We start from the raw sequence: 26937 nt of genomic DNA on the forward strand, positions 1-26937 counted from the left end.
GGAGGACGCCGGACGTCGGAGCGTCCGGGTCAGCCGGTGGTCGCTCCCTCGGCGGCGGACCGCACGAGGCGCGAGTACTTGGCAAGAACGCCTCGGGTGTAGCGCGGGGGAAGCGGCTCCCAGCCAGAACGGCGGGAGGCGAGCTCTGCCTCGTCGACGAGTAGATCGAGAGAGCGAGCTGCGATATCGACCCGTATCAGATCACCATCGCGCACGAAGGCGATAGGACCTGCGTCCACCGCTTCGGGTGCTATGTGGCCGATGCACAGGCCGGTTGTGCCGCCTGAGAATCGTCCGTCAGTCAAGAGTAGTACATCTTTTCCGAGCCCCGCGCCCTTGATGGCCGCAGTGATGGCGAGCATCTCGCGCATGCCCGGTCCGCCCTTGGGTCCCTCGTAGCGGATCACGATGACGGTGCCGGGCTCGATCTCGCCCTCGGCGACCGCGTCCATGGCGGCGCGCTCGCGCTCGAACACGCGTGCGGGGCCCTCGAACACGGCGGCGTCGAAGCCGGCGGTCTTGACGACAGCGCCCTCGGGGGCGAGGGAGCCGTGCAGGATCGTGAGGCCGCCGGTCGCGTGGATCGGGTTGTCGAAGGTGTGGATGACCTCGCCGTCGATCGGCTGCGGGTCGAGGTCGGCGAGGTTCTCGGCGAGCGTCTTGCCCGTGACGGTGAGCGCGTCGCCGTGCAGCAGGCCCTCGTCGAGCATCGCCTTCATGATCACGGGGATGCCGCCGTGACGATCGACGTCGTTCATCACGTACTTGCCGAAGGGCTTCATGTCGGCGACGTGCGGGACCTTGTCGCCGATGCGGTTGAAGTCGTGCAGGCTCAGCTCGACGTCGGCCTCACGGGCGATCGCGAGCAGGTGCAGGACGACGTTCGTGGAACCGCCGAGGGCCATCGCGAGGGCGATCGCGTTCTCGAACGCCTCCTTGGTGAGGATGTCGCGCGTCGTGATGCCCTGACGGAGCAGGTTCACCACGGCCTCACCCGAGCGGTGCGCGTAGTAGTCGCGACGACGATCCGCTGCGGGTGGAGCCGCCGAACCCGGAAGGCTGAGGCCGAGGGCCTCCGCGACCGACGCCATGGTGTTGGCGGTGTACATGCCGCCGCAGGCGCCCTCGCCGGGAGCGATGGCGCACTCGATGCGCTTGAGGTCCTCCTCGCTCATGAGACCGGCACGGCAGGCACCGACCGCCTCGAACGAGTCGATGATCGTGACGTCCTTCTCGGTGCCGTCCGAGAGCTTGACCCAGCCGGGAGCGATCGACCCGGCGTACAGGAACACGCTCGACAGGTCGAGGCGCGCGCTGGCCATGAGCATTCCGGGGATCGACTTGTCGCAGCCGGCGAGGAGCACGGAACCGTCGAGGCGCTCGGCCATCATGACGGTCTCGACGGAGTCGGCGATGACCTCGCGCGACACGAGCGAGAAGTGCATCCCCTCGTGGCCCATCGAGATGCCGTCCGAGACGGAGATCGTGCCGAACTGCAGCGGGTAGCCGCCGCCGGAGTGCACGCCTTCCTTGGCCCCCTGAGCGAGACGGTCGAGACTCAGGTTGCAGGGAGTGATCTCATTCCAGCTCGACGCGATACCGATCTGCGGCTTGTCCCAGTCGGCGTCTCCCATGCCGACGGCACGGAGCATGCCTCGGGAGGTCGTGGCCTCGATGCCGTCGGTGACGACGCGGCTGCGGGGCTTGATGTCGATGGGCGCGCTGTGAGAGGGATCATGCGAGGACATGACGGAAGTCTATTGCCGACGAGAGGCGCGTTCGTCCGCCAACGCCTCCAGAAGCTCGGCGATCTGTTGTGGAGTGTCCACACGCAAGGTCGCGACGCTCTCCCCCGGGCCCACGCGCACGCCGAGGTCGCCCTCTCCGAGCACACGCATCGCGTCCTCGTCGGTCACATCGTCGCCGGCGAACAGGATCCCCGTGGCATCGAAACGATCGCGGAGCGCGGCCATCGCGGCGTCCTTGCCCTCGGTGCGCGAGGAGAATTCGAGAACCCGGTGCCCGGAGCGCCGCCGCCAGTGCGGGAATCGCTCGGCGACGAGCGCGTCGATCTCGGCGAAGACGCGTTGCTCGGTCTCCCGGTCCGCACGGCGGGTGTGCACGCCCATGCCGAAGGTCTTGGGCTCGAACTCCGCACCCTCGTACCGCTCGATGATCGGCTTCGCCGCAGCCCAGAGCTCTTCCCGAGCCCCTTCTTCCGTCTCCTCGCCTGGTGCGTCCACGTCGCCCTCGCCGGGGAACCAGTACTGGGCGCCGTGTGAGCCGGCCAACGCGATCGCGGAGTCGTCCGTGTGCTCGGTGATCACGCGAAGGTCGTGCATGCTGCGACCGGAGACGTAGGCGACGACCGTGTCCGGCAGAGCAGCGAGACGTTCGACCTGAACCGCCACCTCGGGAAGCGCCCGTGCCGCCATCGGGTCTGCGACCAGAGGAGAAGCCGTGCCGTCGAAGTCGAGGGCGACCACCAACCGCGGTGTGGCAGCCAGAGCCTGCAGGTCGTCGTCAGCGGTTCCGGGGGTCCAGGGACGCGTCACGGATTCTCCAATCACAGGGGTGGTTCTCGGCGGCTCCGGCGTGAGCCGCACGCTCAGTATCTCGGTCGTGGAGGAACGTCAGCGACCACGGACCTCGGAGAGGGCGGCAAGGAACGACGACGACCACGCGTCGACGTCGTTGTCCAGCACCCGACGTCGAAGCGACCGCATACGCCGCCCCTGCTCCGCCGGCGGCATCTCCACGGCCGTCATGATCGCATCCTTGAGACCCTCGATGTCGTGCGGGTTCACCCGGACCGCCTGCCGCAGCTCATCCGCGGCGCCGGTGAACTCGCTGAGCACCAGCACTCCGCGGTCGTCGACCCGGGTCGCGACATACTCCTTGGCGACGAGGTTCATGCCGTCCCGCAGGGCCGTCACCAGCATCACATCTGCGGCGAGGTACAGCGCGACCATCTCTTCGCGCGGATAGCCCTGGTGAAGATATCGGATCGCGGAATGACCCATCGTGTCGGTATCGCCGTTGATGCGGCTGACCGCGAGCTCGATCTCGTCGCGCAGGTGCACGTACGCATCCACACGCTCCCGGCTGGGACTGGCGACCTGCACGAGCGTCACGTCTTCGACTTTGAGGCGTCCCTCGGCCAGCAGCTCGCCGTACGCCTTGATGCGGTGACGGATGCCCTTGGTGTAGTCGAGCCTGTCGACCCCGAGCAGGATGCGCTTCGGGTTTCCGAGGCTCTCTCGGATCTCCGCCGCCCTCGCTCGCACATCCTCCCTGGCAGCGAGCTCGAGATACGGGGTGGTGTCGATCGAGATGGGGAAAGCCCGGGCCATCGCGGTTCGGGTGCCCTCCCCCTCTGGGACGGAGACGTGCGGCCCCTTGACCTCGTAGCGCAGCCGTCGGCGTACGGCGGTCAGGAAGTAGGTGGCGTCCTGCGCGCGCTGGAAGCCGATGACGTCGGCGCCGAGCAGCCCGCGCAGTACCTGGTCGCGCCACGGCAGCTGCGCGTAGAGCCCGTGTGCGGGGAACGGAATGTGATGGAAATACCCGATCGTGACATCCGGGCGCAGTTCGCGCACCATCTGCGGCACGAGCTGCAGCTGGTAGTCGTGAACCCAGACCGTGCCCTCCGGCGCCGCGGCATCGGCGGCCGCCTCGGCGAACCGTCGATTCACGGTGACATAGGCATCCCACCACTCGCGGTGGTACTGCGGAGGAGCGATCACGTCGTGATAGAGCGGCCAGATCGTGTCGTTCGCGAAGCCCTCGTAGTACTCCGCCACCTCCTGAGCGCTCAACGCGACCGGAATCAGATCGATGCCGTCGGCCTCGAAAGGCTCCAGCTCGACGTCGGCCTGACCGGGCCAGCCCACCCAGGCTCCGTGGACACTGCGCATCATCGGTTCGAGGGCGGCGACGAGTCCGCCGGGAGACGTGCGCCAGGTCTCCTCACCATCGGGCCCCACCACACGATCCACGGGCAGGCGGTTGGCGACGACGACGAAATCTGCTGCGGCCACGAGGGCTCCTCCCGGGGGTTTCCTCCAGGCTATCGAGGAACGCGGATTTCCGCGGATCGTCGATCAGGCCTTGACGAGAGCCTCCCGGCGGCCCACGCCACTCAGGAACCAGTTGGCCACGCCCGCCGCGAAGGCGATGAACGCCGCGATCATCGGCAAGAGCAGCGCCGCAGGAGTGCCGACGTTCTCTGCGATCTCGCCGGCGAACGCGGCTCCGATCGACTGTCCGACGACCACACCGGATCCCAACATGGTCATGACGGTGGCCGAGCGTCCGCGCGGACTGCGAGCGGCGCCGAAGCTGTACTGCGTGACGAGGGTGGGTCCGATGCCGATTCCCATGATCGCGAGCGCCAGCATCATCGTGCCCGGTGTGTCCACGAATCCGAGCAGAAGGGTGCCCGCCAGCAGGATGCCGGAGAAGACGAGCCATCGCGCTCGCATCGAGAAGGCGACAGGAAGCCAGGCGACGCCGAGCGCGAGGATCGCGGAACCGACGCCCATGACCCCGTAGAGGAGCCCGGCCTGCTCTGGAGCGCCGCGATCGGCCATGAACGACGTCAGCGAGGTGAGCATCGTGCCGAAGAAGATCCCGACTCCGAGGATGCCGAGGACGACGATCAGCAGCTGCGGGCGGAACAGCTCGGAGACGGCGGACGGCGCCCTGCCGTCGGCGTCGCGATCTTGCGACACGTGTCGGCCGCTGGGGTGCAAAGCGAAGGCACCGACGAAGACCACCGTGAGCACGGCGGCGCCGACCAGCGGTGCCCACGGCGCGATGGCCGATGCGAGGATACCGACCAGGAAGGGACCGAAGACGAACACGGTCTCGTCGGCGGCGGACTCGTAGGCCATCGTGCCCGACACCGTCTTGGCGCGGCGCCCCACGGCCATCCGCTCGTTGATGATCGTCACCAGCCGCGAGCGCGAGAGCGGTGCGACCTGCGGGGCCGTGGCACCGATGCCCACTGCGGCGAGCAGCACGAAGCCGTCTGCCGCGGTGCCGTAGACCACGAACGTGAAGAGCAGGAGCATGGCGCCGTTGGCGAGGGCGAGCATCATCAGGACGACGCGCTGACCGAAGCGGTCTGCAGCCGCGCCGAGAAGAGGCCCGAAGCAGGCCGTGCCGAGGCCGACGGCTGCGGACGTGAGCCCACCCAGGGACAGGGAACCGCGGGCGGACACGACCACGGTCAAGACGCCGACCACCATCATGGCGAACGGCAGCCGGGCGATGAAGGCGATCAGGAAGTAGGGCAGACCGGCGAGACGCAGAAGGCTCGGCTCGGTGAGTGGTGGGATTGCTGTGGCGCGTGTCATGGCTCTCGCGCGTCGAGGACGCGGTGTCGGGTGCCGCCGCTGTCCGTCGGAATGCCGACGGCCGGTAGATACACGGTGTGCGGCCGCGGGCGAGCCGCGACCAGGCCATGATAGCGGGTCGACCCGGGGAACAGCAGGGAAGCCGGCGCCTCGCGACGGGTCTAGTCTGGGCGACACCCCGTCGAACGACACGCGCCCGAGGAGTCCCCGTTGCCCACAGCCCCGCAGGCCGCCGCGCCGATCCTCTCCCTCCCGTCGCGTTCACAGCGTGCCGGCAGTGCCAAGACGTCGCCGGTCCGCGACCTGCTGGCCCTCACCGCGCGCCCCGAGGTCATCTCGTTCGCCGGCGGCCTCCCCGCGCCCGAACTCTTCGACGTCGAGGGCATCCGCGCCGCGTTCGATGCCGTGCTCGACTCCCCGGGGGTGCTCCAGTACTCCACGTCCGAGGGAGACCCGGGACTGCGGGACGCGGTCGCTGAACGATATTCGTCCGACGGCCTGCCCACTGCGGCATCCGACCTCATCGTCACGACGGGGTCGCAGCAGGGGTTGGGGCTCATCTCGACGACGCTCGTCGATCCGGGCGACACGATCCTGGTGGAAGAGCCCTGCTACCTCGCGGCGCTCCAGACGTTCGCGCTTGCCGGTGCCCGCGTCATCGGTGTCCCCTACGTCGGCGACGACCTCGACCTCGACGCACTGGACCGCTCCGCTGCGCACCATGGACCGAAGTTCTTCTACACCGTGCCCACGTTTCAGAATCCGACCGGACGCACGCACGATGTCGAAGCACGCCGCACGATCGCCGCGATCGCGCAGCGCCGAGGCTTCCGGATCGTCGAGGACGAGCCGTACCGCCAGCTGCGGTACTCGGGGGATGCCCTCCCCTCGCTCGCCGCGTTCGCCCCCGAACATGTCATCAGCCTCGGCAGCTTCTCCAAGGTGATCGCACCCGGCCTGCGCATCGGCTGGATCCGCACCACGGCCGACATCCGCCCGTCGATCACGATCGCCAAACAGGCGGCCGACCTGCACACCTCCACGATCGACCAGGCCGCGGCCGCCCACTACCTCGCTTCGGGCCGCGGCGAAATCGCGCTCTCGCGCATCCGCGAAGCGTATGCCGCTCGTCGCGACGCGATGCTGGAGATGCTTCCCTCCGCGCTCCCGGACGGAAGCAGCTGGAACCGACCCGACGGTGGCATGTTCGTCTGGGTTCGACTCCCCGAGGGACGGGACGCCGCAGCGGCGCTTCCCGCAGCGCTCGCCCGCGACGTCGCTTTCGTGCCGGGCACGTCGTTCTTCTCCGGCATCCCCGACGAACGCACCCTCCGCCTGTCCTTCACCACCTACTCTCCTGCCAGGATCAGGGAGGGCTTGTCAAGGCTCGGTGCGACCTGGGGTACGGGAAGGTAGCGTGGGGGCATGCGCTACCTCTTCAGCACCGGACTTGTCGCTGCGATCTCTGCCGGGGTCTCCCTGCTGCGTGGCACGCGCGAGCAGCCGATCACCTGGCGCGCCGTCCTGTCGTGGGTGAGCTGGGGAATCACGATGGCACTCGCGGTCGGCGCGGTCGTCGACATGAACCGTGAACGCCGCGGCGTCCTGGTCGACGCCGACTCACCCCAGTCGGTCAAGAAGGCGAAGAAGGCCCAGCGACTGCAGTTCCGGTCGCAGAAGGCTCTCGCCGACACGCAGGACCACGCCAAGGACGCTCGCCCCTGACGTCCTCCCCGCCCGAGACTCGTGTCACCGGGTGAGGATGAGAGCTTCTCCCTGACCGCCACCGCCACAGAGGCCGACGGCGGCCGTACCGCCACCTCGACGAGCGAGCTCATGTGCGACATGCACCACGAGCCGGTTCCCGGATGCGCCGATCGGGTGGCCGATGGCGATGCCGCCGCCATGGATGTTCACGATGCCCTCGTCCAGGCCGAGCTCCTCCTGCGAACGGGCGACGACAGCGCCGAAGGCCTCGTTGATCTCCACCAGGTCGAGGTCGGCAGGCGCGATGCCCTGCTTCTCGCACGCACGTTCGATGGCACGCGCCGGCTGCGCCTGCAGCGAGTTGTCGGGACCGGCGGTCTGACCGCTCGCCCCCACGGTCACGAGCACGGGCCATCCCTTGGCGTCCGCAGTCCGTCGTGTCGTCACCACCACAGCCGAGGCACCGTCGGAGATCGGTGATGAGTTCCCCGCCGTGATCGAACCTCCCTCTGCGAACGCGGCTCGCAGCCCCGCGAGGGTCTCGACGGTGGTGTCCGGACGCACGCCCTCGTCCCTCGTCACGCGCACGGGCTCTCCCCGACGCTGCGGCACGTCTACGGCGACGATCTCCTCGTCGAAGAGGCCCGCCTCCTGCGCGGCCGTCGCCCGCTGGTGCGACAGCGCGGCCACCCGGTCCTGCGCTTCACGGGTCAGCCCGAAGCGCGCGTTGTGCCGCTCGGTGGACGCCCCCATGCTCTCCCGGTCATACGCATCCGTGAGGCCGTCGTATGCCATGTGGTCGAGAACCTCGACGCTGCCGTAGGCCCAGCCGTCGCGCGACCCCATGAGCAGATGGGGCGCGCGCGTCATCGATTCCATCCCTGCGGCGACGACCACATCGGCGTCGCCGGTGCGGATCATCCGCGCCGCGTCGATGATGGCGGTCAAACCGGACAGGCACACCTTGTTCACGGAGTGCGCGGGAACGTCCCACCCGATCCCTGCGCCGATGGCCGCCTGACGCGCCGCGTTCTGCCCCGACCCGGCGGCGAGCACCTGGCCGACGATCACCGCGTCGACGTCGGCCGGATCGATCGAGCTCTGCTCCAGCGCACCTCGGATGGCGAAAGAGCCGAGCTGAGGTGCGGTGAACGCGGCGAGCTGCCCCTTGAGGCGACCCTGAGGCGTGCGGGCGGCGGCGACGATGACGACATCGTTCTCAGTCATGGTCTGTGGTCCTTCCGGTGAGGAGAGCGCGGGAGATGGTGAGCGGTGGTTCCGTGGCGGCGATGACCTCGTCGACCGTGACGCCCGGCGCCGTCTCGACGAGCACCAGGCCTTCGGCCGTCACATCGACCACGGCGAGGTCGGTGATGATCCGATCGACGACACCGCGACCGGTCAACGGCAGCGAGCACTCGTCGACGATCTTCGCGGAGCCGTCCTTGGCCACGTGCTCCATGAGCACGATGACGCGGCCGGCTCCGTGAACCAGATCCATGGCACCGCCGGGCCCCTTGACCATCTTGCCCGGGATCATCCAGTTCGCGAGGTCGCCTCTCACGGAGACCTGCATCGCACCCAGGATCGCCGCGTCGATCTTGCCGCCGCGGATCATCCCGAAGCTGGTCGCGGAGTCGAAGAACGCCGCTCCGGGGAGGGTGGTGACCGTCTCCTTGCCGGCGTTGATGAGGTCTGGATCGACCGCGTCCTCGCGCGGGTAGGGGCCGACGCCCAGGATGCCGTTCTCCGACTGCAGGACGACCGTGACCCCGGGCGGGACATGGTTGGGTACGAGGGTGGGCAGGCCGATGCCGAGGTTGACGTAGGCGCCGTCCTCCAACTCGATCGCCGCGCGGGCCGCCATCTGCTCACGGGTGAGTGCCATCTCAGGCTCCTTCCACGGCGACGGTCCGCCGCTCGATGCGCTTGGGGATGTCGAGGCCCACCTCGACGATCCGGTGCACGAACACGCCGGGGAGGTGGATGTCGTCGGGGTCGAGCTCGCCCGGCTCCACCAGCTGCTCGACCTGCGCGATGCAGATGCGACCGGCCATCGCGGCGAGCGGATTGAAGTTGCGCGCGGCCTTGTTGAACACGAGGTTGCCGTGTCGGTCGCCGCGTGCCGCGTGCACGAGCGAGAAGTCGGTGGTGATCGCCTCTTCCAGGACGAACTCCTTCGGCTGCCCGTTCACCGCGAAGACTCGCACGTCCTTCACCGGCGAAGCGGCGGCGATGGTTCCGTCAGGGTTGTACCGGCGCGGCAGCCCGCCCTCGGCGACCTGCGTCCCGACACCCGTCTGGGTGTAGAACGCGGCGATCCCCGAGCCGCCGGCCCTGAGCTTCTCTGCCAGGGTGCCCTGCGGGGTGAGTTCGAGTTCGAGTTCGCCACTCAGGAACTGACGCTCGAACTCCTTGTTCTCCCCCACGTACGACGAGGTCATCTTGTGGATACGCTGCGCGGCGAGCAGCACTCCGAGTCCCCAGTCATCCACTCCGCAGTTGTTGCTCACCACGCTGAGGCCCTTGGTGCCCTGCGCGAGGAGAGCCTCGATCAGAGCGATCGGGTTCCCGGACAGGCCGAAACCGCCGACGGCCAGCGACGCTCCGTCCTCGATGTCGGAGACGGCAGCCTCCGCAGACTCCCATTGCTTGTCGATCACGTCGGCTCCTTCGATTCCGTGCTCACCCCAGCATCCGCCGACGAGCCGTCTGCGGGGAAGCCGGATCTTGCGATGTGGCCGAACACCGAGGTAGCGTCCACATTATGGAACCCGCCTCTTCAGTTCCCGGCACGCAGGCGATCGCGAGGGCCGCGCGTCTGCTCCGTCTGGTGACCGCCGCGGGCTCCGACGGAGCCTCGTTGCAGGAGCTCGCGGTCGCCGCCGCGCTCTCGCGCTCGACCGCCCACCGCCTTCTGAGCGCCCTCAAATCGGAAGGACTCGTCGACCGCGACGGCGCGAGCACGCGATGGATGCCCGGGCCGGAGCTCTTCCTCATGGGATCGGTGGCAGCGGCCCGCTACGACGTCACCACGCTCGCCCGCGATATCGTCCGGTCTCTCGCCGTGAAGACCGAGGAGAGCGCGTTCCTCTCCGTGCGGCGCGCGGACGAGACGGTGTGCCTCCTCCGCGAAGAAGGGTCGTTCCCGATCCGTTCCTTCGTGCTGAGCGAAGGCGTCCGCTTCCCGCTCGGCGTCGCCAGCGCAGGGCTCGCCATCTTGGCGTTCCTTCCCGACCACGATGTGGATGCCTATCTCGACCGCCATCCGGAACTGGAGGGAGCGTGGGGGCGCGCACACGGACAGAGCCCGCTCCGAGCGCGCCTCGCCGAGACCAAGGAACGCGGGTATGCCGTCAACCCCGGACTCATCGTCGAGGGCAGCTGGGGGCTGGGTGCTGCGGTCTTCGATCGTGCAGGGCGCCCGGAATGGGCGCTGAGCCTGACCGGCGTCGAGTTCCGCTTCGGCCCGGAGCGGATGGCGGAACTCGGGCGCACCCTCCTCGCGCACGCCCACCAGCTCTCCGCGCGGATCGCCAGCACCCGACGGTGATCGACATTCATACCAACGGGTATATACTTTCTGGTATGAATCGCGTGGACGTCATCCCCTCTCTGGTGCTGTCGGGGTACGCGCTCGGACGCATCGCCGCGCAGGACGCCGGAAACGACGCGCCTGCGGCGCAGTGGAGAGTGCTGAGCCTCCTGGAACAGGCGGGAGGCAGGCGAGTGGGCGAGCTCGCCCAGGCCGCCCGCACCACCCAACCCGGCATGACCCGCCTCCTCGGCGGCTTGGAACGGGAAGGACTCGTGCTCCGCTCCCCCGATCCCGACGATTCTCGAGCGACGGTCGTCGACATCACACCACGGGGAACCGCCGCCCTCGCCGCCTGGCGCGCCGAGTTCCGTGACACGCTCGCCCCGCGCTTCGCCGCGCTGAGCGACGAGGAATGGGCTGCCCTCACCCGTGCGGCGGAGATCCTCGCCGCGCACACCGCCACTGATCGAACAGGAGAATCTCGGTGAACACCCCCGCCACCCCCTCGGTGTGGAAGCAACCGGCCCAGGTGTGGGCCGTCGCATTCGCGTGCGTCGTCGCCTTCATGGGCATCGGCCTCGTGGACCCGATCCTGCCCGCGATCGCGGAATCGCTCCAGGCCTCGCCGGTCGAGACCGAGTTGCTGTTCACCAGCTACCTCCTCGTGACCGGGCTCGCGATGCTCGTTACCAGCTGGATCTCGAGCCGCATCGGCGCGAAGGCCACCCTGCTCATCGGATTGGCGCTGATCGTCGTCTTCGCCCTGCTGTGCGCCCTGAGCGGCAGTGTCGATGCCGTCATCGGTTTCCGGGCAGGCTGGGGCCTCGGCAACGCCCTGTTCATCTCGACCGCGCTCGCTACGATCGTCGGCGCCGCGTCAGGTGGCAGCAGCGCCGCCATCGTGCTCTACGAAGCCGCGCTCGGCCTCGGCATCGCCGTGGGCCCTCTCCTCGGCGGACTCCTCGGGGAGCAGAGCTGGCGCGGCCCGTTCTTCGGCGTCGTCGTGCTGATGGCCGTCGCATTCGTCGCCGTGCTCGTGCTGCTGCGGGGGCCCGGGGAGAAGCGGGTTCCCGTGAAGTTCTCCGCGCCGTTCGCCGCGCTGCGGCGTCCCGCACTGGCGGTCCTCGCGATCACAGCGCTGTTCTACAACATCGGTTTCTTCGTGCTGCTGGCGTTCTCGCCGTTCCCCCTCGGCTTCGGCGCGATGGGAATCGGCTTCACGTTCTTCGGATGGGGCGTCGCACTCGCCGTCACCAGCGTGTGGGTCGCGCCGATCCTGATGCGCCGGATGCCCCGCACGCGCATCATCCTCGTCGTGCTCCCCCTCCTGGCGATCGACCTCGTCGCCGCCGGCCTCCTGGTCGCGAACGCCGCTGCTCTCGTCGCCTGCATCGTCATCGGCGGGCTCCTGCTCGGCGTCATGAACACCGTGCTCACGGAGGCCGTGATGGAGGCCACGGATCTTCCGCGCTCCGTCGCCTCCTCGGCGTACTCCGCCGTGCGATTCCTCGGCGGTGCGATGGCTCCCCCGATCGCGGCGCTGCTGTGGCACGCGTTCAACGCGACGGTTCCCTACCTGTTCGCCGCTGCCTCGGTGCTGCTGGCCGCACTCACGGTGTTCCTGGGACGCCGAGTGCTCGCGCACATCGACGACGAGCCCGCGGATGCGACGACGGAGGACGCCGCGGCCATCCTCGTAGGCGACGCCGCCTGAACCGGACCTGCGACGTCGGAACGGCCAGCGGAGCCCGCTCCGACGTCGCAGCCTGCACCCTCTGGATCTCGCAGCCTGCGCCTTGGATATCGTGGGGCGATGAGCGAAACGCCTTCCCTCCCCGAACGCAGCCGCCTCGTGCATGAGCATCTCGTGGACGCCGGCGTCGAGACAGCGATCCGTGTGCTTCCGGACTCCGCACGCACAGCCGTGGAGGCCGCTGCGGCGATCGGGTGCGACGTCGCGGCGATCGCCAACAGTCTGGTGTTCCTCGCCGATGGCGTCCCCGTCCTGGTTCTGACCAGCGGCGGTCACCGCGTGGAGCTCTCCACCCTGCGGGCGAGCATCGGCGCGGACGACGTGTCCATGGCGCCCGCATCCGTGGTCCGCTCGGCGACCGGCCAGGCGATCGGCGGCGTCGCGCCTGTCGGGCACCCCGCGCCGCTCCGCACGTTCATCGACGAAGCACTGCGGGACCATCGAGAGCTGTGGGCGGCCGCGGGCCATCCGCACACCGTCATGCCACTGACGTTCGACGAGCTCCGCCGTATCACGGACGCGACGGTGATCGCCGTCGCCTGACCCCCGGGAAACGACCTCACGGAGAAGGATCTCGCGGCAGACCGGAGAGCCTCTGCTCTCCCGCGCGCGACGAAGCCGGTACGACGAAACCGGCACCGCGGAGCAGGAGACTCCTCGGCACCGGCCTCGTCCGGTGGATCAGTCCTGGGCCACGCGCGAGCGCGCCCGGACCGCTCCGAGAACGGTCAGCGCGATGCCGAGCAGCAGAGCGGCGCCGCCGCCCCAGAGCATCGAGGCGGGGACATCGCCACCGGTGGTGGCCAGCGAGGACCCGCTCGTGAGCGGCAGCTCGGTGGGCGGAGTGACCGCGGTGGGCGGTGTCGGCGGTGTCGTCGGGGGAATCACGGGCGGCGTCGTCGTCGCGGTGTTGGTGAGCGTGACCGCGAGTGTCGTACCGGAGCCGACGGTGAACTGCGCTCCGCCGTCGGCCATGGAGTTCACATCGGGTCCCGAGAACACGGGAACCCCCCAGTCGACCCCCTCGATCGCCGGTGGCGTGAGCTCCACGAGTGTGACCACGGTCCCCGTGGGCAGCTGGATGAGCGGCGCGGTCGCCCCCGCCGTGATCGTGACGGTGCGCTCGACGACCGGGTCGCCATAGCTGTAGCGCACGGTGTAGACGGCATCGGCCGGTACCTCAGACGAACCGGAGCCGCCGACGACCTTAGTGAGGGTGAACGCGCCGGTGGCGTCGCCGTCTCCGCTTCCCCCACCGGTGACAGACCACACCTCCCTGTCCTCGAGCTTGATCCCGTTGACGTCGGCGGTGTTGGCGTAGGTGGCGCCGTCGACCTGCGAGCTCGGCACCGTGAAGTACTTGACGAAGTACATCCGCGTCGGGTCGATCGGACCGGGGATCACGAGGTGGAAGGCCGTGCCGCCGTCGTTCCATGATCCGGTCCAGTTCGTGATCGACTGCGGATCCTGATCCTGCATCGTCGTGCTCCACACCTCGAGCCGCTCATCCTCGTTGTGATGTTCGGCGAACCCGTCGCCCGCCCCGGTCAGGGTGTCGTCGACGACGATCGACTCCGCGCCCGCGAAGCTCGCACCCGGCAGCGCCAGCTGCCACGCGATCCTGCCGTCATCCGTCTGCCACGACCACTTCTGCGGCTCTGTGGGCAGCGGCGACGACGGTCCGATGCCGCCGCCGGGAATCTCGACGGGCGTGATGGTGCCATCGACGGTGAACTCCACCGTGCTCTCGGTCGTCTGCTCATCGGCGGAGGCGACGAACCACAGGGAGCCGCTGACCCCGGTGCGCCCGTTCACGTAGTCGGTGAGCGTGCAGGTGACGACCGGTGCGGCGTCGGTGTTCACGGTGCACTCGGCGATCGTCTTGCTCGGATCCTCCGCAGAGGGTACCGAGAAGGATGTCCCCGCCCGGGCGAACTCCTTCGGCAGGGCGAACCCGAAGGTCTGTCCACCGACCGCGCCGTCCGGCACCGACCACTCGGCATCGACCCGCACCTGGTCCCACTGCGAGACCGCTCCGCCGCCGCCGACCGTGGTCACGGTGATCGACGAAGGATCGATGGCCGCGGGATAGTCGTACTCCGCAGCTGAGGCGGCTCCCGCACCCGCCAGTGTGATCACGGCGCCCAGCGCTGCGGCCGCAGCGGCGATGATCGCGGTTGTCTTCCGGCGCACGACGGCGCCACCGTTTCTCTCGTACAAGATCTTCCCCAGTTCTTGATGTAGCCCATCCCGTCGGCGCTGCTGCGAAGCAGTGAGGCGTCCGAGGGCGCGAGGCATGTGTCCCCATATGAGAGACGGCGGTGGGCTCGATCCATTACGCGATACCGCAGAATCCGTCGCGCTCGTCGCTCGGACACACGATGACATCGCTGTCGTCGCGCGGGAGAGAACGGCCGACACGTCGAGGAGAAGCGAGCGGAAAAGCTCGCCCCGTCGGGAAGCGACCGGGAAAGCAGAAAAGCCCCGGTAGATGGCGAGATCTACTGAGGCTGTTCCGTGCACCCCCTGGGACTTGAACCCAGAACCCACTGATTAAGAGTCAGTTGCTCTGCCGATTGAGCTAGAGGTGCGTGGCCCGGGATAACCCCGACCGAGGAATTACATTACCAGCCGACCGGTCCCATGTGAAATCGAGACCGGCACCCGGGCGCGCCGCCGCCGGGCGGGCAGCGAAACATGGTCTTTCGGCCCTCCGGCCCCGCCGATTCGGCCAGTATTCTTAGACCGTGACCACCTCCCCCGACAGCCTGCGGCAAGACCTCGAACTCGCACTCCGCCTGGCAGATGCCGCCGATGCCCAGTCGCTCCCCCGGTTCGACGCGTCCGACCTCGAGATCTCGACGAAGGCCGACAACTCCCACGTGACGGACGCCGATCTCGCGACGGAACGCGCGATCCGCAGCATGCTCGAAACCGAGCGGCCGGAAGACGGCATCTTCGGCGAGGAGTTCGGCGCGCAGGGCAGCACCCAGCGTCAGTGGATCATCGACCCGATCGATGGAACGGCCAATTTCCTTCGTGGCGTCCCGCTGTGGGGCACGATGATCGCGCTGGCGATCGACGGCGTCCCCCAGGTGGGAGTGGTGAGCATGCCGGCGCTCGGACGGCGCTGGTGGGCATCGGCCGGAGGAGGCGCCTGGACCACGCTCGAGGGCGAACCGCGTCGGCTCCGGACGTCGTCGGTCTCCTCTCTCGACGACGCGAGCGTGAGCTTCCAGAGCATCGGGCAGTGGTCGGAGGCGGGGCGCCTCGACACGCTGCTGGCCGTGGCCGGGCGTGTCTGGCGAGACCGTGCCTATGGAGACGTTTACTCGTACATGCTCCTCGCCGAAGGACGCATCGACATGGTCGCCGAGTTCGACGTCAAGGAGTACGACATCGCAGCGGCCGTCCCGATCGTCCGCGAGGCCGGCGGGCGCATGACCGACGTCGACGGTGTCGAGACGATCTCCGCCCGCTCGACACTCGCAACCAACGGCACCCTTCACGACGACTTCCTCACCCTGATGCAGAACTGATCGAACCACGAGGCCCCGCGATGAACTCCCGCATCATGTCCGCAGCCGCGGGCGTCCTGCTGCTCGTCGGAGCCCTCACCGCGTGCACCGCTCCGGAGCCGCGCACGTCGCCCACGCCCGATGCCGACAGTCCGCAGCCGACGCCATCCTCCGCGCCGGTGACCTCGCCTACGCCGGAGCCGGCCGAAACGGAACTCACCTGCGAGTCGATGATCTCGGCCGGCACGGTCACCGCTCTCGCCGATGCCGGCTGGACCGCCGAGACGAAGGAGTTCGTCGTCGGGGGTGTCGAATTGACCGAGGGGCTGCTGTGCTTCTGGGCCGACTACACCGTCGGATCCGACCACGGGCAGCTGTACGGCTGGTCTCCGATCGACGACTCCGATGCCGCATCGGCACAGGCCGCACTTCTCGCCGAGGGCTGGAAGCGGGAAGACGGCCCTGACGGCGTCTACTTCACCGAAGACGCCCGATACGCCATGGGCACGGACGAAGACGGCTACGGCATGACGTATCTCTTCGGCGACGGATGGGTGCGCCTCGCGGACACGCGCCAGGGGCTCATCCTCATCGAGTGGCCGCGTTAGAGCCGTCGTCGACACCCGTCGGGGTCGATGCCCGTCAGGGGCGACCCGACCCCATCGAACTCTCGAGTATCCGCCCGAAGGTGCGGGAGGCCGGTGGTATCCACAGCAGCACGATGATCGCGGCCGCGAACGCGACCGTCAAGGCCGCTCCCCAGTCCCAGCGGTCTCCGAACACGAGGACGACCGCGCTCAACGCGATCGCGATGCCGAGGAAGATCGTGAGCATGAGGCGTGAGAGCCCGCTTCCGCGGCGGACTCCGGCGGCGACGGCGAAGACCAGAAGACCGAACAGGGCGATGGCGGCGCCGGTGAGCGAGAAGGCCGAGGCGCTCACGTCCGGGTCGTAGCGTCCCAGGAACACCAGTATCCCGAAGCCCGTCGCCAGCGCGCCGAAGACGTATGCGAGCACAGCGACCACCGTGGTGATCACCGTGGCGACGGGGCCCGACGAGGAGACGGGCACCGTGGAGGAGGACGTCGTCGCGCGTGGAGCGTCCCTCGTCGGCACCGTCAGCACCAGACGGCGATGCGCGAAGCGCACGATCTCGATGGCCGCGACCATCACGATCGTGATCCCGGTGAGCGCGACGGCGAGGTCCTCCCCCGGGTCGACGAGCACGAAGAACTCGCGAGCGAGCGGGATCGTGAACACCGCGATGAGGAAGATGAACATCGCCCCGACGACCGCCACCTTGAACCGGTTGAGCGGGCGGGCGAGGACCGCCAGAATCCAGATGCCGACGACGGCCAGGATCACGGTGGCGCCCGTGCGCAGCTGCTCCTCGTGCACACCGAGTCCACGCGCGATGAACGTGTACCAGGTCAGCCCGAGCGCGACGACGATGCCCGACGGGATCGCGAAACTCAACGACCGTCGGAGGAAACCCGGCACGTAGCGCGCCGCGTTCGGCATGAGCGCGAGGAAGAAGGCGGGGATGCCGATCGTGAGGCCGTCCGTGATGGAGAGCTGTCGCGGCAGGAACGGGAACTCGAGGAGGAACGCGCCGAAGATGATCGCGAGCAAGGTGGCGTACACCGTCTTGTTCAAGAACAGCATCGAGACCCGCTCGATGTTCGCGATGACCTGACGCCCCTCGGCGACGACGTCCGGCAGATGCGAGAACTGCCCGTCGAGAAGTACGAGTCTGGCGACGGCCTTCGTGGCCGGCGACCCCGAGTTCATCGCGATGCCGATGTCCGCAGCCTTGATCGCGAGGGCGTCGTTGACGCCGTCCCCGGTCATGGCGACGGTGTGTCCATGACTCTGCAGCGCCGTCACCATGCGCTTCTTCTGCTCGGGGGTCACGCGCCCGAAGACGGTGTGCCGGTCGAGCACGTCGGCGAGCTGGGCGTCGTCATCGGGAAGCTCCCTGGCGTCGAAACCCTCTGTGACATCGAGACCGACTTCACGGGCGATGGCCGCCACCGTGCGGGGGTTGTCGCCGGAGATGATGCGGATGCCGACCTGCTGGCGACCGAAATAGGCGAGGGTCTGCGCTGCATCGGGGCGCACCTGCTCGCGGAAGGTGAGCACGATGATCGCTTGGAGCGCGTTCGGCAGCCGTTCGGAATCGACATCGGCGTCGGAGAGGGACGATTCCGTGTACCCGAGGACCAGGGTGCGGCGACCGGTCTCGGCGAGTGCGGTGACGGTGCGCCCGAGTTCCGTGTCCGATGACGTCGCCGCGTCACCGAACACCATCTCCGGTGCGCCCATGACCCAGGTCCCTGATCCCCCGATGAATGACACCGCGCTCCACTTGCGCGCCGATGAGAACGGGATGTATCCCTCGACGACGACCGGCGTGACCACCGGGTAGGCCGCCCGCAGCGAACGCGCCGTCGCGTTCGCGTCCGGTGATGCGGCGTACCAGGCCAGTGCCGTCGCCGCGTTCTCGGCCTGCTCCGAGGTGAGACCGTCCAGGGGATGTGTCTCGTCGAAGCCGATCTCCCCGACGGTGAGCGTGCCGGTCTTGTCGAGGCAGACCATGTCGACTCGCGCGAGCCCCTCCACCGCGGGCAGCTCGTTCACCAGCACCTGTCTGCGTGCGAGCCTCGAGGCTCCGACGGCGAACGCGATGCTCGTCATGAGTACCAGGCCCAGCGGGATCATCGCTGTCAAAGACGCGATCGTGTTCACCACCGCCTGTACCCACGCGCCGTTCGAGAACACGGTGGTGTAGCCGCCGAGCACGATGATCTGCGCGTTCAGGACGAGCAGGCCGACGGGGCCGATGATCCAGCTCACCCATTTCAGCACCCGGTTGACCGAGGTGCGCAGTTCACTGGAGACGAGGGAGAAGCGCTTCGCCTCCCCGGCGAAGTGGTTCGCGTAGGAATCGGCGCCCACACGCGTCGCCGTCGCGGTTCCCTCCCCCGCGACCACCACGGCCCCGGACAGCGCGTCGTCGCCGGGCTGCTTCTCGACCGGATCGGATTCCCCGGTCAGCATCGACTCATCGATCTGCAGGCCTCTGGCCGTGACCACGCGGGCATCGGCAGGGACCTGCTCACCCGCGCGGAGGACGAGGACATCGTCGAGGACCACGTCGCCGGGGGCGATCTCCGCCTCCTCGCCGTCTCTCAGCACCAGCGCACGCGGCGCGTTCATCAGCGCCAGACGATCGAGCGCCGACTTCGCCCGGAACTCCTGCACACATCCGATGATCGCGTTCGCGAACGCGGCGAGTCCGAAGAGTGCGTCCTGCCAGCGTCCGACCAGGAACAGCACGAAGAAGCAGGCGAAGACGATGCCGTTGAAGAGCGTGAACACGTTCGCGCGCACGATGCTCCAGGCGCTGCGACTCGTGTCGGCAACGAAGGCGTTCGTCTTTCCGGCGGCGACGCGTTCGGAGACCTGAGCTTGCGTGAGACCGGTTGAGACGTCTGCGGGGGTCGTGTCCACAGACTTCAATATAGGTCCACGACGTCGGTACCCAGGCGTCTGAGCGGACATGAAAAGACCCGCCTCCCTAGTGATCACTGGGGAGGCGGGCCTCATTCCTGTGTGACAGCGACATGGTGGAGCTGGGGGGAATCGAACCCCCGTCCAACGCTGAGTCTCCACGCCTTCTCCGGGCGCAGTCTGTGAAGACGTTCTGCTCGGCTCCGACCTTTGTCACAGACACCTAAGTCGACGAGCCCAGCCTGGGAAGAGTCCCACGTGACGTCCAGACGCCATCACGCAGCAAGATTCCTAGATGACGCCAGGATCCGTATCGGAATCACATACGGCCTGACGGACTATCGGGCTCGCTTATGCAGCGAGGGCGAAGTCGTTGCGCTTGGTTTCGGCAACTATTTTTTTGCAGAGAGCGTTTACGAGATAACTCTGCATCCTCGGCCCGCTTCTCGTGGATTCACAGGCGCTGTCGAAACCGATCAGCCCCGTGGTCCTTCTCTCGAAGGAGCCGCTGTCACACTGTGGAATTACCATCCCGGGTGAGGAACACCCGAGCATCACAGACTACAACGTTCTCCGCCGCCACGCCATTCCACGGCGGGTCCAGCCGCTGGCGTAGAGTCACCCCATGAGCGAAGTCACCGTCACCGTCCGCGGCGAGCATGAAGCGCGAGTCGCGCCTGAGCGCGCCACCATCCGTGTCGGCGTGCGCACCGAGGGCCCCGAGCGCACCACGGTCGTCGAGAACGTGATGCGGCTCGCCGAGCCTGTGCGCGCGAGCATCACCGAGCGCGCAGACGCCGGCAGCGTCGTCGACTGGACCAGCAAGCGGCTCTCGGTGCGCGCCGAACGCCCCTGGAGCAGCGAGGGCAAGCGCCTCGCCCCCGTCTACTACGCCAGCATCGACTACACCGCCACGTTCGCGGAAGCCTCCCAGCTCTCGCTCTGGGTCTCCGACATCTCCCCCTGGGACGGCGTCGAGATCGGTGGGGTGGACTGGCACCTCACGCCCGAGACGCGCACGCGGATCGAGCGCGATGTGGCGGCGGACGCTGTCGGTGTCGCCGTGACCCGAGCCGAGGCTTACGCGGGCGCGCTCGGCCTCGGTGTGGTCACGCCGCTGGAGATCGCCGATACCGGCCTCATCTCCAGCGGACAGCCGTCACCCGGGGCTCCGATGCTCAAAGCGCGTGGAGGCGTGGCGTTCGCCGCCGACTCGGCACCCGCCATGGAGTACGAGCCCGAGGAGATCGTCATCTCCGCAACGGTGGAGGCGCGGTTCCTCGCGCGATAGTCGCGTTCAGCCGTGGGCGGTGAAAGGCGCCAGTTCCGCGGCGAGACGCTCTGACACGCGTGCATGCACCGCGGTGCCATCCTCTCGATGGTCCACGGAGAGGAGCATGCCCGACTCGTGGATCGCTGCCACGAGATCGCCGCGGTCATACGGAATCACGGCATGCACCTCGACGGCGGGCTTCGGGAGCGCTTCTTCGACGGCTGCGCGCAGTTCCGCGATTCCCTCGCCCGACCGCGACGACACGAAGTGGGCGTGCGGCTGAAGGCCACGGAGCACGAGCCTCTCGTCCTCCGCGATCAGATCGGCCTTGTTGAAGACGACGATCTCCGGAAGGTCGCGGACGCCGACATCCCCGAGCACGTCGCGCACGGTCTGCAGCTGACCTGCCGGGTCGGGATGCGAACCGTCGACGACGTGGAGCACGACGTCGGCCTCGCCGACCTCTTCCAGCGTAGACCGGAACGCTTCGACGAGCTGATGCGGGAGATTGCGCACGAACCCGACGGTGTCCGTGAGCGTGTAGACACGCCCGTCTTCGGTCTCCGTACGACGCACAGTCGCATCCAGCGTCGCGAACAGGGCATTCTCGACCAGGACGCCAGCGCTGGTCAGCGCATTGAGCAGACTCGACTTGCCGGCGTTCGTGTATCCGGCGATCGCGACGGAAGGAATCGTGTTCCGCTTGCGCTCGGCGCGCTTGGCGTCGCGGGCAGGGCCGAAGTCTCGGATCTGGCGTCGAAGCAGAGCCATCTTCGTGCGGATCCGTCGGCGATCGAGTTCGATCTTGGTTTCACCGGGACCACGCGAGCCCATGCCTGCGCCGCCGGCGCCGACCTGACCACCGGCTTGGCGACTCATCGAGTCACCCCAACCGCGAAGACGAGGCAGCAGATACTCGAGCTGGGCGAGCTCGACCTGGGCCTTACCTTCTCGGCTCTTCGCGTGCTGGCTGAAGATGTCGAGGATCACCGTGGTGCGGTCGATGACCTTGACCTTGACGACGTCCTCGAGAGCGCGTCGTTGGCTCGGCGCGAGCTCGGTGTCGGCGATCACGGTGTCGGCCCCGACAGCGGCGACGATGTCTTTGAGCTCCTGGGCCTTTCCGCGGCCGAGGTATGTCGCGGCGTCGGGGTGCGGGCGGCGCTGCAGGACACCGTCGAGCACGACGGCGCCGGCGGTCTCCGCCAGAGCGGCGAGTTCCCGCAGCGAGTTCTCGGCATCTTCCTGCGCCCCCTGGGGGTAGACGCCCACCAGTACGACGTTCTCGAGTCGCAACTGCCGGTACTCGACCTCGGTGACATCCTCGAGCTCTGTCGAGAGTCCACCGACGCGTCGAAGAGCATGTCGGTCTTCGAGATCCCACTGCGCGCCGTCCGTACTCGCGTGCGATGCCGTCGATTCGTCCTGCAGCGCCTGTGCGGCGCCGAAGAGGTGGACGTCCGAGCGCTTCTCCGCGTTCGCGAGTACACGATCGACCGTGTGGTCGTCGGTGGAGGGTGTGGTGGTCTCCGTCATCCGTTCCTTGTCTCTGGGATTTGTTGCGAGCCTTAACCTTAGCCCGCGCTGTCCGGTACGCTCACCGTATGGGGTCAGATCACTACTTCACTGCGGCCCCGGCAAGCCCCGAGAATCTGCGTAAGATCCGCGTATCACTCGCGGGTCGAGAGCTCGAAGTCACCACCGCCGGTGGGGTCTTCAGCCCGGATCGTCTCGACGCCGGCACTGCAGTGCTCCTCGCCAACATGCCCCCGGTACCCCCGGGCGGCGATCTTCTCGACCTCGGCAGCGGTTGGGGTCCGGTGACATTGTCGATGGCCCTGGCCGCTCCCCATGCGACGGTATGGGCCGTCGACGTGAATGAGCGTGCCCTCGATCTGGTGCGTCGCAACGCCGCAGCTCTCGGGCTCACCAATGTCAACGCATCCCTGCCCGACGATGTTCCCGAGCACGTCTCATTCCGTACGATCCGATCGAATCCGCCGATCCGCGTCGGGAAGAACGAACTCCACGGCCTTCTGGAGCGATGGATCCCGCGCCTCGACGAGCGCAGCGATGCCTGGCTGGTCGTGCAGCGCAATCTCGGTGCGGATTCGCTCCAGCGGTGGATCGGATCGACCTTCCAGCCCGGCTACAGCGTCTTCCGCACCGCTACGGGCAAGGGCTACCGCATCCTGAAAGTGCGCAAGCACGGAAACCCGCCGACGGAGCCGATCATTCTCGGATGAGGCCGATGCGGGCCTGCCGAAGCCGACGGTCAGGACCTCAGGCGAGGTCGACCTCGCCTTGGAACACGAGCTGAGCCGGCCCGGAGAGAGCGACGTGCTCACCGTCTTCCGCCGGGAACATTCGAACGCCGAGCGTACCCCCGGGCACCTCGACCTGCCAGTTGCTCGGGGCGTTCTCGCCCGCCCAATAGCGCACTGCCAGGGCCGTCGCCGCGACGCCCGTGCCGCAGCTCAGGGTCTCTCCTACCCCGCGCTCATAGACACGCATGCTCACATGTCCGATACCGTCGCGCACGAGCGGTTCGCCGGGTACGACGAACTCGATGTTGGCTCCCGCGGGCAGCAGCGGGTCGAGGTCGGGCGCACGGTGCAGCTCGAGGGACGCGAGCTCAGCCTCCGACGCGAGCGCCACCACGACGTGCGGATTCCCGACGTCGATTCCGAGACCTGGACGGGTGACAGACAAGCCGTCGACGCGAACGAGCGGGTCATCCCCGGAGAGCTTCCACCGGCCGAGGTCGACCTGATATCCCGTGGCGCTTCGGGTGACATCGCGCACTCCCGCCCGCGTGCCGATCGGCAAGGTCGAGCCGGGTTCGATCGCCGCAAGACCGGAGCGCACGAGATAGTGGGCGAACACGCGGACGCCGTTCCCGCACATCTCGGCGACCGATCCGTCGGCATTGCGGTAGTCCATGAACCATTCCGCCTGCGGCTCTTCGTCGAGTGCAGCCGCACCGTCGGGAATCGCCGACGACCTCACCACGCGGAGGATTCCGTCTGCACCGATGCCGAAGTGACGATCGCAGAGCACGGCGACCTGCTCGACGGTGAGGTCGAGCTCACCGTCCGGGTCAGCGATGATGATGAAGTCGTTGCCCGTGCCGTGCCCCTTGGTGAATGCGACCATGGGTCCAGTCTAGAGATCGTCGCGGACTTCTCCGCCCCGCGCGAGCCGGTACCGACCGCAGAGGAAGTTCCGGTTTCGCGCCACCTCGATCAACTCGAGGTCGAGTCTGCGCGGAAGCAACGGGGCTCCCGAGCCGAGGGTGACGGGTGCGTATTGCACCCACACCTCATCGAGCAGCCCGGCGTCGGCGAACTGACCCGCCAGGTCTCCGCCGCCCACGACCCAGAGGTCCTTCCCACCCGCCGCCTGCGCCATCTCCGCATGCACCGTGCGGATGTCGGCCTGCGTCAGTCGGACATCGCCATCCTTCGGGAGGTCGAGTCGACGGTGGGTGAACACCCACGTGGGCTGGCTGTACCCCCAGCGGCCCTCTTCATGGCGCATCACCCACTCGTAGGTGGAGGACCCCATCGCCAGGGCGCCGATGTTCCGCTCGAAACCCGTGTACGCCATCGGTCCGTCTTGGTCGATGTCCTGTGTGAGCAACCAGTCCAATGAGTGCTCCTCGGTGGCGATGAACCCGTCGAGACTGGAGGCCGTGTAGAAGTGCGTCGTCATCCGGCCAGCTTCGCAGCACCCTCCGACATCGAGATCAGGCGTGGAGAAGCGTCACGGCCCGCACCGGAGCCTCCCACCACTCCAGGTCGGGATACCGCTTGAACCAGGACACCTGGCGTCGCGCATAGCGTCTCGTGAGCGCCTGGGTCTGTGCGATCGCCTCACGCTCCGTGAGGCCGCCGTCGAGCTGGGCCAGGGCCTGCGCGTACCCGATCGCGCGAGGAGCCGTCCCTCCACGCTCGAGCCCGTGCGCACGAAGATCCTCGACTTCGGCGAGGAGGCCGCCCTTCCACATGCGCTCGACTCTGGAATCCAGCCGCTCCACGAGAGAGGGGCGGTCCACATGCAGACCGATGAGACGAGTATGCGGATGCCACAGGACCGGCTTCTCCGGAAGCGAGGCACCGTGCGTCTCGCTCCCCTGCTCGAGGACCTCGAGCGCACGGATGATGCGGCGCGGATTCTGTGGATCGACGCGAGCAGCCGCTTCCGGGTCGAGAGTTCGCAGACGTTCGAGCAGATGCGCGGCCCCTCGGGTCTCGAGCTCTTGTTCGAGACGATCCCGCAGTTCCGGGTCGCGCGGAGGGAATCGGAAGTCGTAGACGACACTCGATACATAGAGACCGGACCCGCCGACGAGGATCGCGTCTCCTCCCCCGCGGTGGATCTCTTCGATCGCCTCACGAGCTCTCGGCTGGTACCACGCGACAGCCGCATCTTCGTCGACATCGAGTACGTCGAAGAGGTGGTGCGGGATGCCCCGGCGTTCCGTCATCGAGACTTTCGCGGTGCCGACGTCCATCCCGCGATAGAGCTGCATGGCATCGGCATTCACGACCTCGGCGGGATTTCCCTCCGCACGCAGCGTCTCGGCCAGCTCGATCGCGAGATCGCTCTTACCGGTGCCGGTCGCCCCGACGATCGCCCAGAGACGTGGCCCCGGCACGTTCCGTCCGGTCGCATCCCGTCCGGTCACACGCCCACACGCAGCGTGGGCAGACCGAGCGACACGGCCTTCGGTGCACCGTCGCCGACCGGGGCGGGGACTGCGCACGATTCCGACTGCGATCGATCCCACGCGTCGCCGCCGCGGGTCCGACGGATCTTCAGGGGCGCACCCGTCGGATCGTCGGCGAGCAGATGGAACGGGGCGCCGTGCGTCACGGTCACCGTGACCACGTCTCCGGGGCGAGGCAGCTCGGACCCCGGGGTCACCTCGAAGTGCACCAACCTGTTGTCTTCGGCGCGTCCCGTGAGGCGGTGTGTCTCGGTGTCCTTCTTGCCTTCGCCGGTCGAGACCAGCACGTCGATCTCACGGCCGACCTGCTTCTGGTTCTCCTCCAGCGAGATGCGTTCCTGCAGAGCGATCAGGCGGTTGTAGCGGGCCTGCACGATCTCCTTGGGGACCTGATCCTCCATCGTCGCCGCGGGTGTGCCCTCGCGGATCGAGTACTGGAAGGTGAACGCGCTCGAGAAGCGCGCCTGTTCGACCACCCGCATCGTGTCCTCGAAGTCGCCTTCGGTCTCACCGGGGAACCCGACGATGATGTCCGTGGTGATGGCGGCGTTCGGGATGCGGGCACGAACCCGCTCGAGGATCCCGAGGAAACGCTCACTCCGGTAGGAGCGGCGCATCGCCTTGAGGATGCGGTCGCTCCCCGACTGGAGCGGCATGTGCAACTGCGGCATCACGTTCGGCGTCTCGGCCATGGCGTCGATCACGTCATCGGTGAACGCCGCGGGGTGGGGGCTCGTGAACCGGATCCGTTCCAGCCCCTCGATGTCGCCGGCCGCGCGCAGGAGCTTGCCGAAGGCCTGACGGTCACCGAACTCGACCCCGTAGGAGTTGACGTTCTGGCCGAGAAGCGTGACCTCGATCGCGCCGTCTTCGACTAGGAGACGGATCTCGTTCAGGATGTCGCCGGGGCGACGATCCTTCTCTTTGCCGCGCAGGCTCGGAACGATGCAGAAGGTGCAGGTGTTGTTGCAGCCGACCGAGATCGAGACCCAGCCGCTGTGCGCCGAGTCGCGCTTGGTCGGCAGCGTCGAGGGGAAGACCTCGAGCGACTCGAGGATCTCGAGCTCGGCATCGCCGTTGTGTCGCGCGCGCTCGAGCAGACCCGGCAGTGAGCCCATGTTATGCGTGCCGAACACCACGTCGACCCAGGGTGCCTTGTCGAGCACGGCCTGCTTGTCCATCTGTGCCAGGCAGCCGCCGACGGCGATCTGCATGCCTTCTTTGCGACGCTTGACGGAAGCGAGGTGCCCGAGGGTGCCGTACAGCTTGCCTGCCGCGTTGTCGCGGACGGCGCAGGTGTTGATGATCACCACGTCGGCCTCGTCACCGTCAACGGCTCTCACATAGCCGGCGCTCTCCAACGAGCCCGAGAGCCGCTCGGAGTCGTGCACGTTCATCTGGCACCCGAAGGTGCGCACTTCATACGATCGCTGTCGTCCGTCGTCGTCGACGGCTGCCGACGACGCGCCGATGATCGTCGGTTCGCTGCGCGGGATAGTCATGATCTCCCCATTGTACGAGCCGTTTCTGAGCTGTCGCGGCG

At 67.9% G+C, this 26937-nt stretch carries 24 protein-coding genes, 1 tRNA gene and 1 other RNA gene; 10 read left to right on the forward strand and 16 right to left on the reverse strand.

What is annotated here, in order from left to right; translation table 11 throughout:
- Positions 1-29: 29 nt before the first annotated feature.
- From ilvD to B2869_RS12435, 4 genes are all read right to left on the reverse strand, one after another.
- Complete coding sequence (gene ilvD, locus B2869_RS12420; RefSeq protein WP_021200376.1) at positions 30-1748, reverse strand: dihydroxy-acid dehydratase; 1719 nt, start codon at positions 1746-1748, stop codon at positions 30-32.
- Positions 1749-1757: 9 nt separating this feature from the next.
- Positions 1758-2555: a trehalose-phosphatase gene (gene otsB, locus B2869_RS12425; protein WP_292767022.1), complete on the reverse strand. Its 798-nt coding sequence runs from the start codon at positions 2553-2555 to the stop codon at positions 1758-1760.
- A gap of 78 nt (positions 2556-2633) precedes the next feature.
- Entirely contained in the window at positions 2634-4040 is a 1407-nt protein-coding gene (locus B2869_RS12430; RefSeq protein WP_292767025.1) for an alpha,alpha-trehalose-phosphate synthase (UDP-forming), read from the reverse strand.
- A gap of 63 nt (positions 4041-4103) precedes the next feature.
- Positions 4104-5360 (reverse strand): MFS transporter, encoded by a 1257-nt coding sequence (locus tag B2869_RS12435; protein ID WP_292767028.1) that lies wholly within the window; start codon positions 5358-5360, stop codon positions 4104-4106.
- A gap of 210 nt (positions 5361-5570) precedes the next feature.
- Here B2869_RS12435 and B2869_RS12440 point away from each other — a divergent pair, with 210 nt between their 5' ends.
- Positions 5571-6776, forward strand: coding sequence for a PLP-dependent aminotransferase family protein (locus tag B2869_RS12440; RefSeq protein WP_292767030.1), 1206 nt, complete (start codon positions 5571-5573; stop codon positions 6774-6776).
- 9 nt (positions 6777-6785) lie between these two features.
- Complete coding sequence (locus tag B2869_RS12445; protein WP_021200371.1) at positions 6786-7085, forward strand: hypothetical protein; 300 nt, start codon at positions 6786-6788, stop codon at positions 7083-7085.
- A gap of 24 nt (positions 7086-7109) precedes the next feature.
- Here the strand turns inward: B2869_RS12445 and B2869_RS12450 are convergent, their stop codons facing one another.
- From B2869_RS12450 to B2869_RS12460, 3 genes are read right to left on the reverse strand one after another with little or no spacing between them, the layout of a single operon-like run.
- The gene (locus B2869_RS12450; RefSeq protein WP_292767033.1) at positions 7110-8294 is read right to left on the reverse strand and encodes an acetyl-CoA C-acetyltransferase; all 1185 of its coding nucleotides are present in this window, start codon (positions 8292-8294) and stop codon (positions 7110-7112) included.
- The gene (locus B2869_RS12455) at positions 8287-8955 is read right to left on the reverse strand and encodes a CoA transferase subunit B (RefSeq protein WP_292767036.1); all 669 of its coding nucleotides are present in this window, start codon (positions 8953-8955) and stop codon (positions 8287-8289) included. The genes B2869_RS12450 and B2869_RS12455 overlap by 8 nt, the downstream gene beginning before the upstream one ends.
- 1 nt (position 8956) lies before the next feature.
- Complete coding sequence (locus B2869_RS12460; protein WP_292767039.1) at positions 8957-9730, reverse strand: CoA transferase subunit A; 774 nt, start codon at positions 9728-9730, stop codon at positions 8957-8959.
- Between the two features lie 104 nt (positions 9731-9834).
- Between B2869_RS12460 and B2869_RS12465 the strand changes: the two genes are divergently transcribed.
- From B2869_RS12465 to B2869_RS12480, 4 genes are all read left to right on the forward strand, one after another.
- Positions 9835-10620: an IclR family transcriptional regulator gene (locus tag B2869_RS12465; RefSeq protein ID WP_292767042.1), complete on the forward strand. Its 786-nt coding sequence runs from the start codon at positions 9835-9837 to the stop codon at positions 10618-10620.
- A gap of 35 nt (positions 10621-10655) precedes the next feature.
- Positions 10656-11093 carry a MarR family winged helix-turn-helix transcriptional regulator gene (locus B2869_RS12470; RefSeq protein ID WP_292767045.1) on the forward strand — a complete coding sequence of 146 codons (438 nt, stop codon included), beginning with the start codon at positions 10656-10658 and terminating at the stop codon, positions 11091-11093.
- On the forward strand, positions 11090-12319 hold the full coding sequence (locus B2869_RS12475; RefSeq protein ID WP_036271558.1) for an MFS transporter: 1230 nt from the start codon (positions 11090-11092) through the stop codon (positions 12317-12319). Before B2869_RS12470 ends, B2869_RS12475 begins: the two co-directional genes overlap by 4 nt.
- A 99-nt stretch (positions 12320-12418) precedes the next feature.
- Entirely contained in the window at positions 12419-12901 is a 483-nt protein-coding gene (locus tag B2869_RS12480) for a YbaK/EbsC family protein (protein ID WP_029259033.1), read from the forward strand.
- Positions 12902-13039: 138 nt separating this feature from the next.
- Here the strand turns inward: B2869_RS12480 and B2869_RS12485 are convergent, their stop codons facing one another.
- Together B2869_RS12485 and B2869_RS12490 are read right to left on the reverse strand one after the other, a co-directional pair.
- Positions 13040-14551 (reverse strand): Ig-like domain-containing protein, encoded by a 1512-nt coding sequence (locus tag B2869_RS12485; RefSeq protein ID WP_292767053.1) that lies wholly within the window; start codon positions 14549-14551, stop codon positions 13040-13042.
- A gap of 325 nt (positions 14552-14876) precedes the next feature.
- Positions 14877-14949, reverse strand: a tRNA-Lys gene (locus tag B2869_RS12490).
- Between the two features lie 156 nt (positions 14950-15105).
- Here B2869_RS12490 and B2869_RS12495 point away from each other — a divergent pair.
- Together B2869_RS12495 and B2869_RS12500 are read left to right on the forward strand one after the other, a co-directional pair.
- Positions 15106-15897 (forward strand): inositol monophosphatase family protein, encoded by a 792-nt coding sequence (locus tag B2869_RS12495; protein ID WP_292767056.1) that lies wholly within the window; start codon positions 15106-15108, stop codon positions 15895-15897.
- A gap of 20 nt (positions 15898-15917) precedes the next feature.
- Entirely contained in the window at positions 15918-16484 is a 567-nt protein-coding gene (locus tag B2869_RS12500; protein WP_292767059.1) for a hypothetical protein, read from the forward strand.
- 34 nt (positions 16485-16518) lie between these two features.
- Here B2869_RS12500 and B2869_RS12505 read toward each other — a convergent pair whose 3' ends face one another.
- Both B2869_RS12505 and ssrA read right to left on the reverse strand, forming a co-directional pair.
- Entirely contained in the window at positions 16519-19389 is a 2871-nt protein-coding gene (locus B2869_RS12505; protein WP_292767062.1) for an HAD-IC family P-type ATPase, read from the reverse strand.
- Positions 19390-19503: 114 nt separating this feature from the next.
- Positions 19504-19873: a transfer-messenger RNA gene (ssrA, locus tag B2869_RS12510) on the reverse strand.
- Positions 19874-20014: 141 nt separating this feature from the next.
- Here ssrA and B2869_RS12515 point away from each other — a divergent pair.
- The gene (locus B2869_RS12515; protein ID WP_292767065.1) at positions 20015-20680 is read left to right on the forward strand and encodes an SIMPL domain-containing protein; all 666 of its coding nucleotides are present in this window, start codon (positions 20015-20017) and stop codon (positions 20678-20680) included.
- Between the two features lie 6 nt (positions 20681-20686).
- On the opposite strand, the gene hflX is transcribed toward B2869_RS12515, so the two are convergent.
- Positions 20687-22198, reverse strand: coding sequence for a GTPase HflX (gene hflX / locus B2869_RS12520; RefSeq protein WP_029259029.1), 1512 nt, complete (start codon positions 22196-22198; stop codon positions 20687-20689).
- Positions 22199-22266: 68 nt separating this feature from the next.
- Between hflX and B2869_RS12525 the strand changes: the two genes are divergently transcribed.
- On the forward strand, positions 22267-22908 hold the full coding sequence (locus tag B2869_RS12525; RefSeq protein WP_021198644.1) for a class I SAM-dependent methyltransferase: 642 nt from the start codon (positions 22267-22269) through the stop codon (positions 22906-22908).
- A gap of 37 nt (positions 22909-22945) precedes the next feature.
- Here the strand turns inward: B2869_RS12525 and dapF are convergent, their stop codons facing one another.
- From dapF to miaB, 4 genes are read right to left on the reverse strand one after another with little or no spacing between them, the layout of a single operon-like run.
- Entirely contained in the window at positions 22946-23818 is an 873-nt protein-coding gene (dapF, locus tag B2869_RS12530; RefSeq protein ID WP_292767071.1) for a diaminopimelate epimerase, read from the reverse strand.
- A 9-nt stretch (positions 23819-23827) separates the two neighbouring features.
- A complete protein-coding gene (locus B2869_RS12535; protein ID WP_292767074.1) occupies positions 23828-24376 on the reverse strand; it encodes a dihydrofolate reductase family protein in 549 nt (182 codons plus the stop codon).
- Between the two features lie 34 nt (positions 24377-24410).
- Complete coding sequence (gene miaA / locus B2869_RS12540) at positions 24411-25322, reverse strand: tRNA (adenosine(37)-N6)-dimethylallyltransferase MiaA (RefSeq protein WP_292767166.1); 912 nt, start codon at positions 25320-25322, stop codon at positions 24411-24413.
- A gap of 26 nt (positions 25323-25348) precedes the next feature.
- On the reverse strand, positions 25349-26896 hold the full coding sequence (miaB, locus tag B2869_RS12545; protein WP_292767077.1) for a tRNA (N6-isopentenyl adenosine(37)-C2)-methylthiotransferase MiaB: 1548 nt from the start codon (positions 26894-26896) through the stop codon (positions 25349-25351).
- Positions 26897-26937: the final 41 nt, after the last annotated feature.

The organism is Microbacterium sp. UBA3486, from assembly GCF_002377845.1.
GTDB classification, from domain to species: domain Bacteria; phylum Actinomycetota; class Actinomycetes; order Actinomycetales; family Microbacteriaceae; genus Microbacterium; species Microbacterium maritypicum_A.

Coding starts and splice junctions, on each gene's coding strand:
- miaB (WP_292767077.1), bottom strand. CDS start 26,896: ATGACTATCCCGCGCAGCGAACCGACGATCATCGGCGCGTCGTCGGCA.
- dapF (WP_292767071.1), bottom strand. CDS start 23,818: ATGGTCGCATTCACCAAGGGGCACGGCACGGGCAACGACTTCATCATC.
- ilvD (WP_021200376.1), bottom strand. CDS start 1,748: ATGTCCTCGCATGATCCCTCTCACAGCGCGCCCATCGACATCAAGCCC.
- B2869_RS12470 (WP_292767045.1), top strand. CDS start 10,656: ATGAATCGCGTGGACGTCATCCCCTCTCTGGTGCTGTCGGGGTACGCG.
- B2869_RS12535 (WP_292767074.1), bottom strand. CDS start 24,376: ATGACGACGCACTTCTACACGGCCTCCAGTCTCGACGGGTTCATCGCC.
- B2869_RS12500 (WP_292767059.1), top strand. CDS start 15,918: ATGAACTCCCGCATCATGTCCGCAGCCGCGGGCGTCCTGCTGCTCGTC.
- B2869_RS12515 (WP_292767065.1), top strand. CDS start 20,015: ATGAGCGAAGTCACCGTCACCGTCCGCGGCGAGCATGAAGCGCGAGTC.
- B2869_RS12455 (WP_292767036.1), bottom strand. CDS start 8,955: ATGGCACTCACCCGTGAGCAGATGGCGGCCCGCGCGGCGATCGAGTTG.
- hflX (WP_029259029.1), bottom strand. CDS start 22,198: ATGACGGAGACCACCACACCCTCCACCGACGACCACACGGTCGATCGT.
- B2869_RS12465 (WP_292767042.1), top strand. CDS start 9,835: ATGGAACCCGCCTCTTCAGTTCCCGGCACGCAGGCGATCGCGAGGGCC.
- B2869_RS12525 (WP_021198644.1), top strand. CDS start 22,267: ATGGGGTCAGATCACTACTTCACTGCGGCCCCGGCAAGCCCCGAGAAT.
- B2869_RS12435 (WP_292767028.1), bottom strand. CDS start 5,360: ATGACACGCGCCACAGCAATCCCACCACTCACCGAGCCGAGCCTTCTG.
- B2869_RS12480 (WP_029259033.1), top strand. CDS start 12,419: ATGAGCGAAACGCCTTCCCTCCCCGAACGCAGCCGCCTCGTGCATGAG.
- B2869_RS12445 (WP_021200371.1), top strand. CDS start 6,786: ATGCGCTACCTCTTCAGCACCGGACTTGTCGCTGCGATCTCTGCCGGG.
- B2869_RS12450 (WP_292767033.1), bottom strand. CDS start 8,294: ATGACTGAGAACGATGTCGTCATCGTCGCCGCCGCCCGCACGCCTCAG.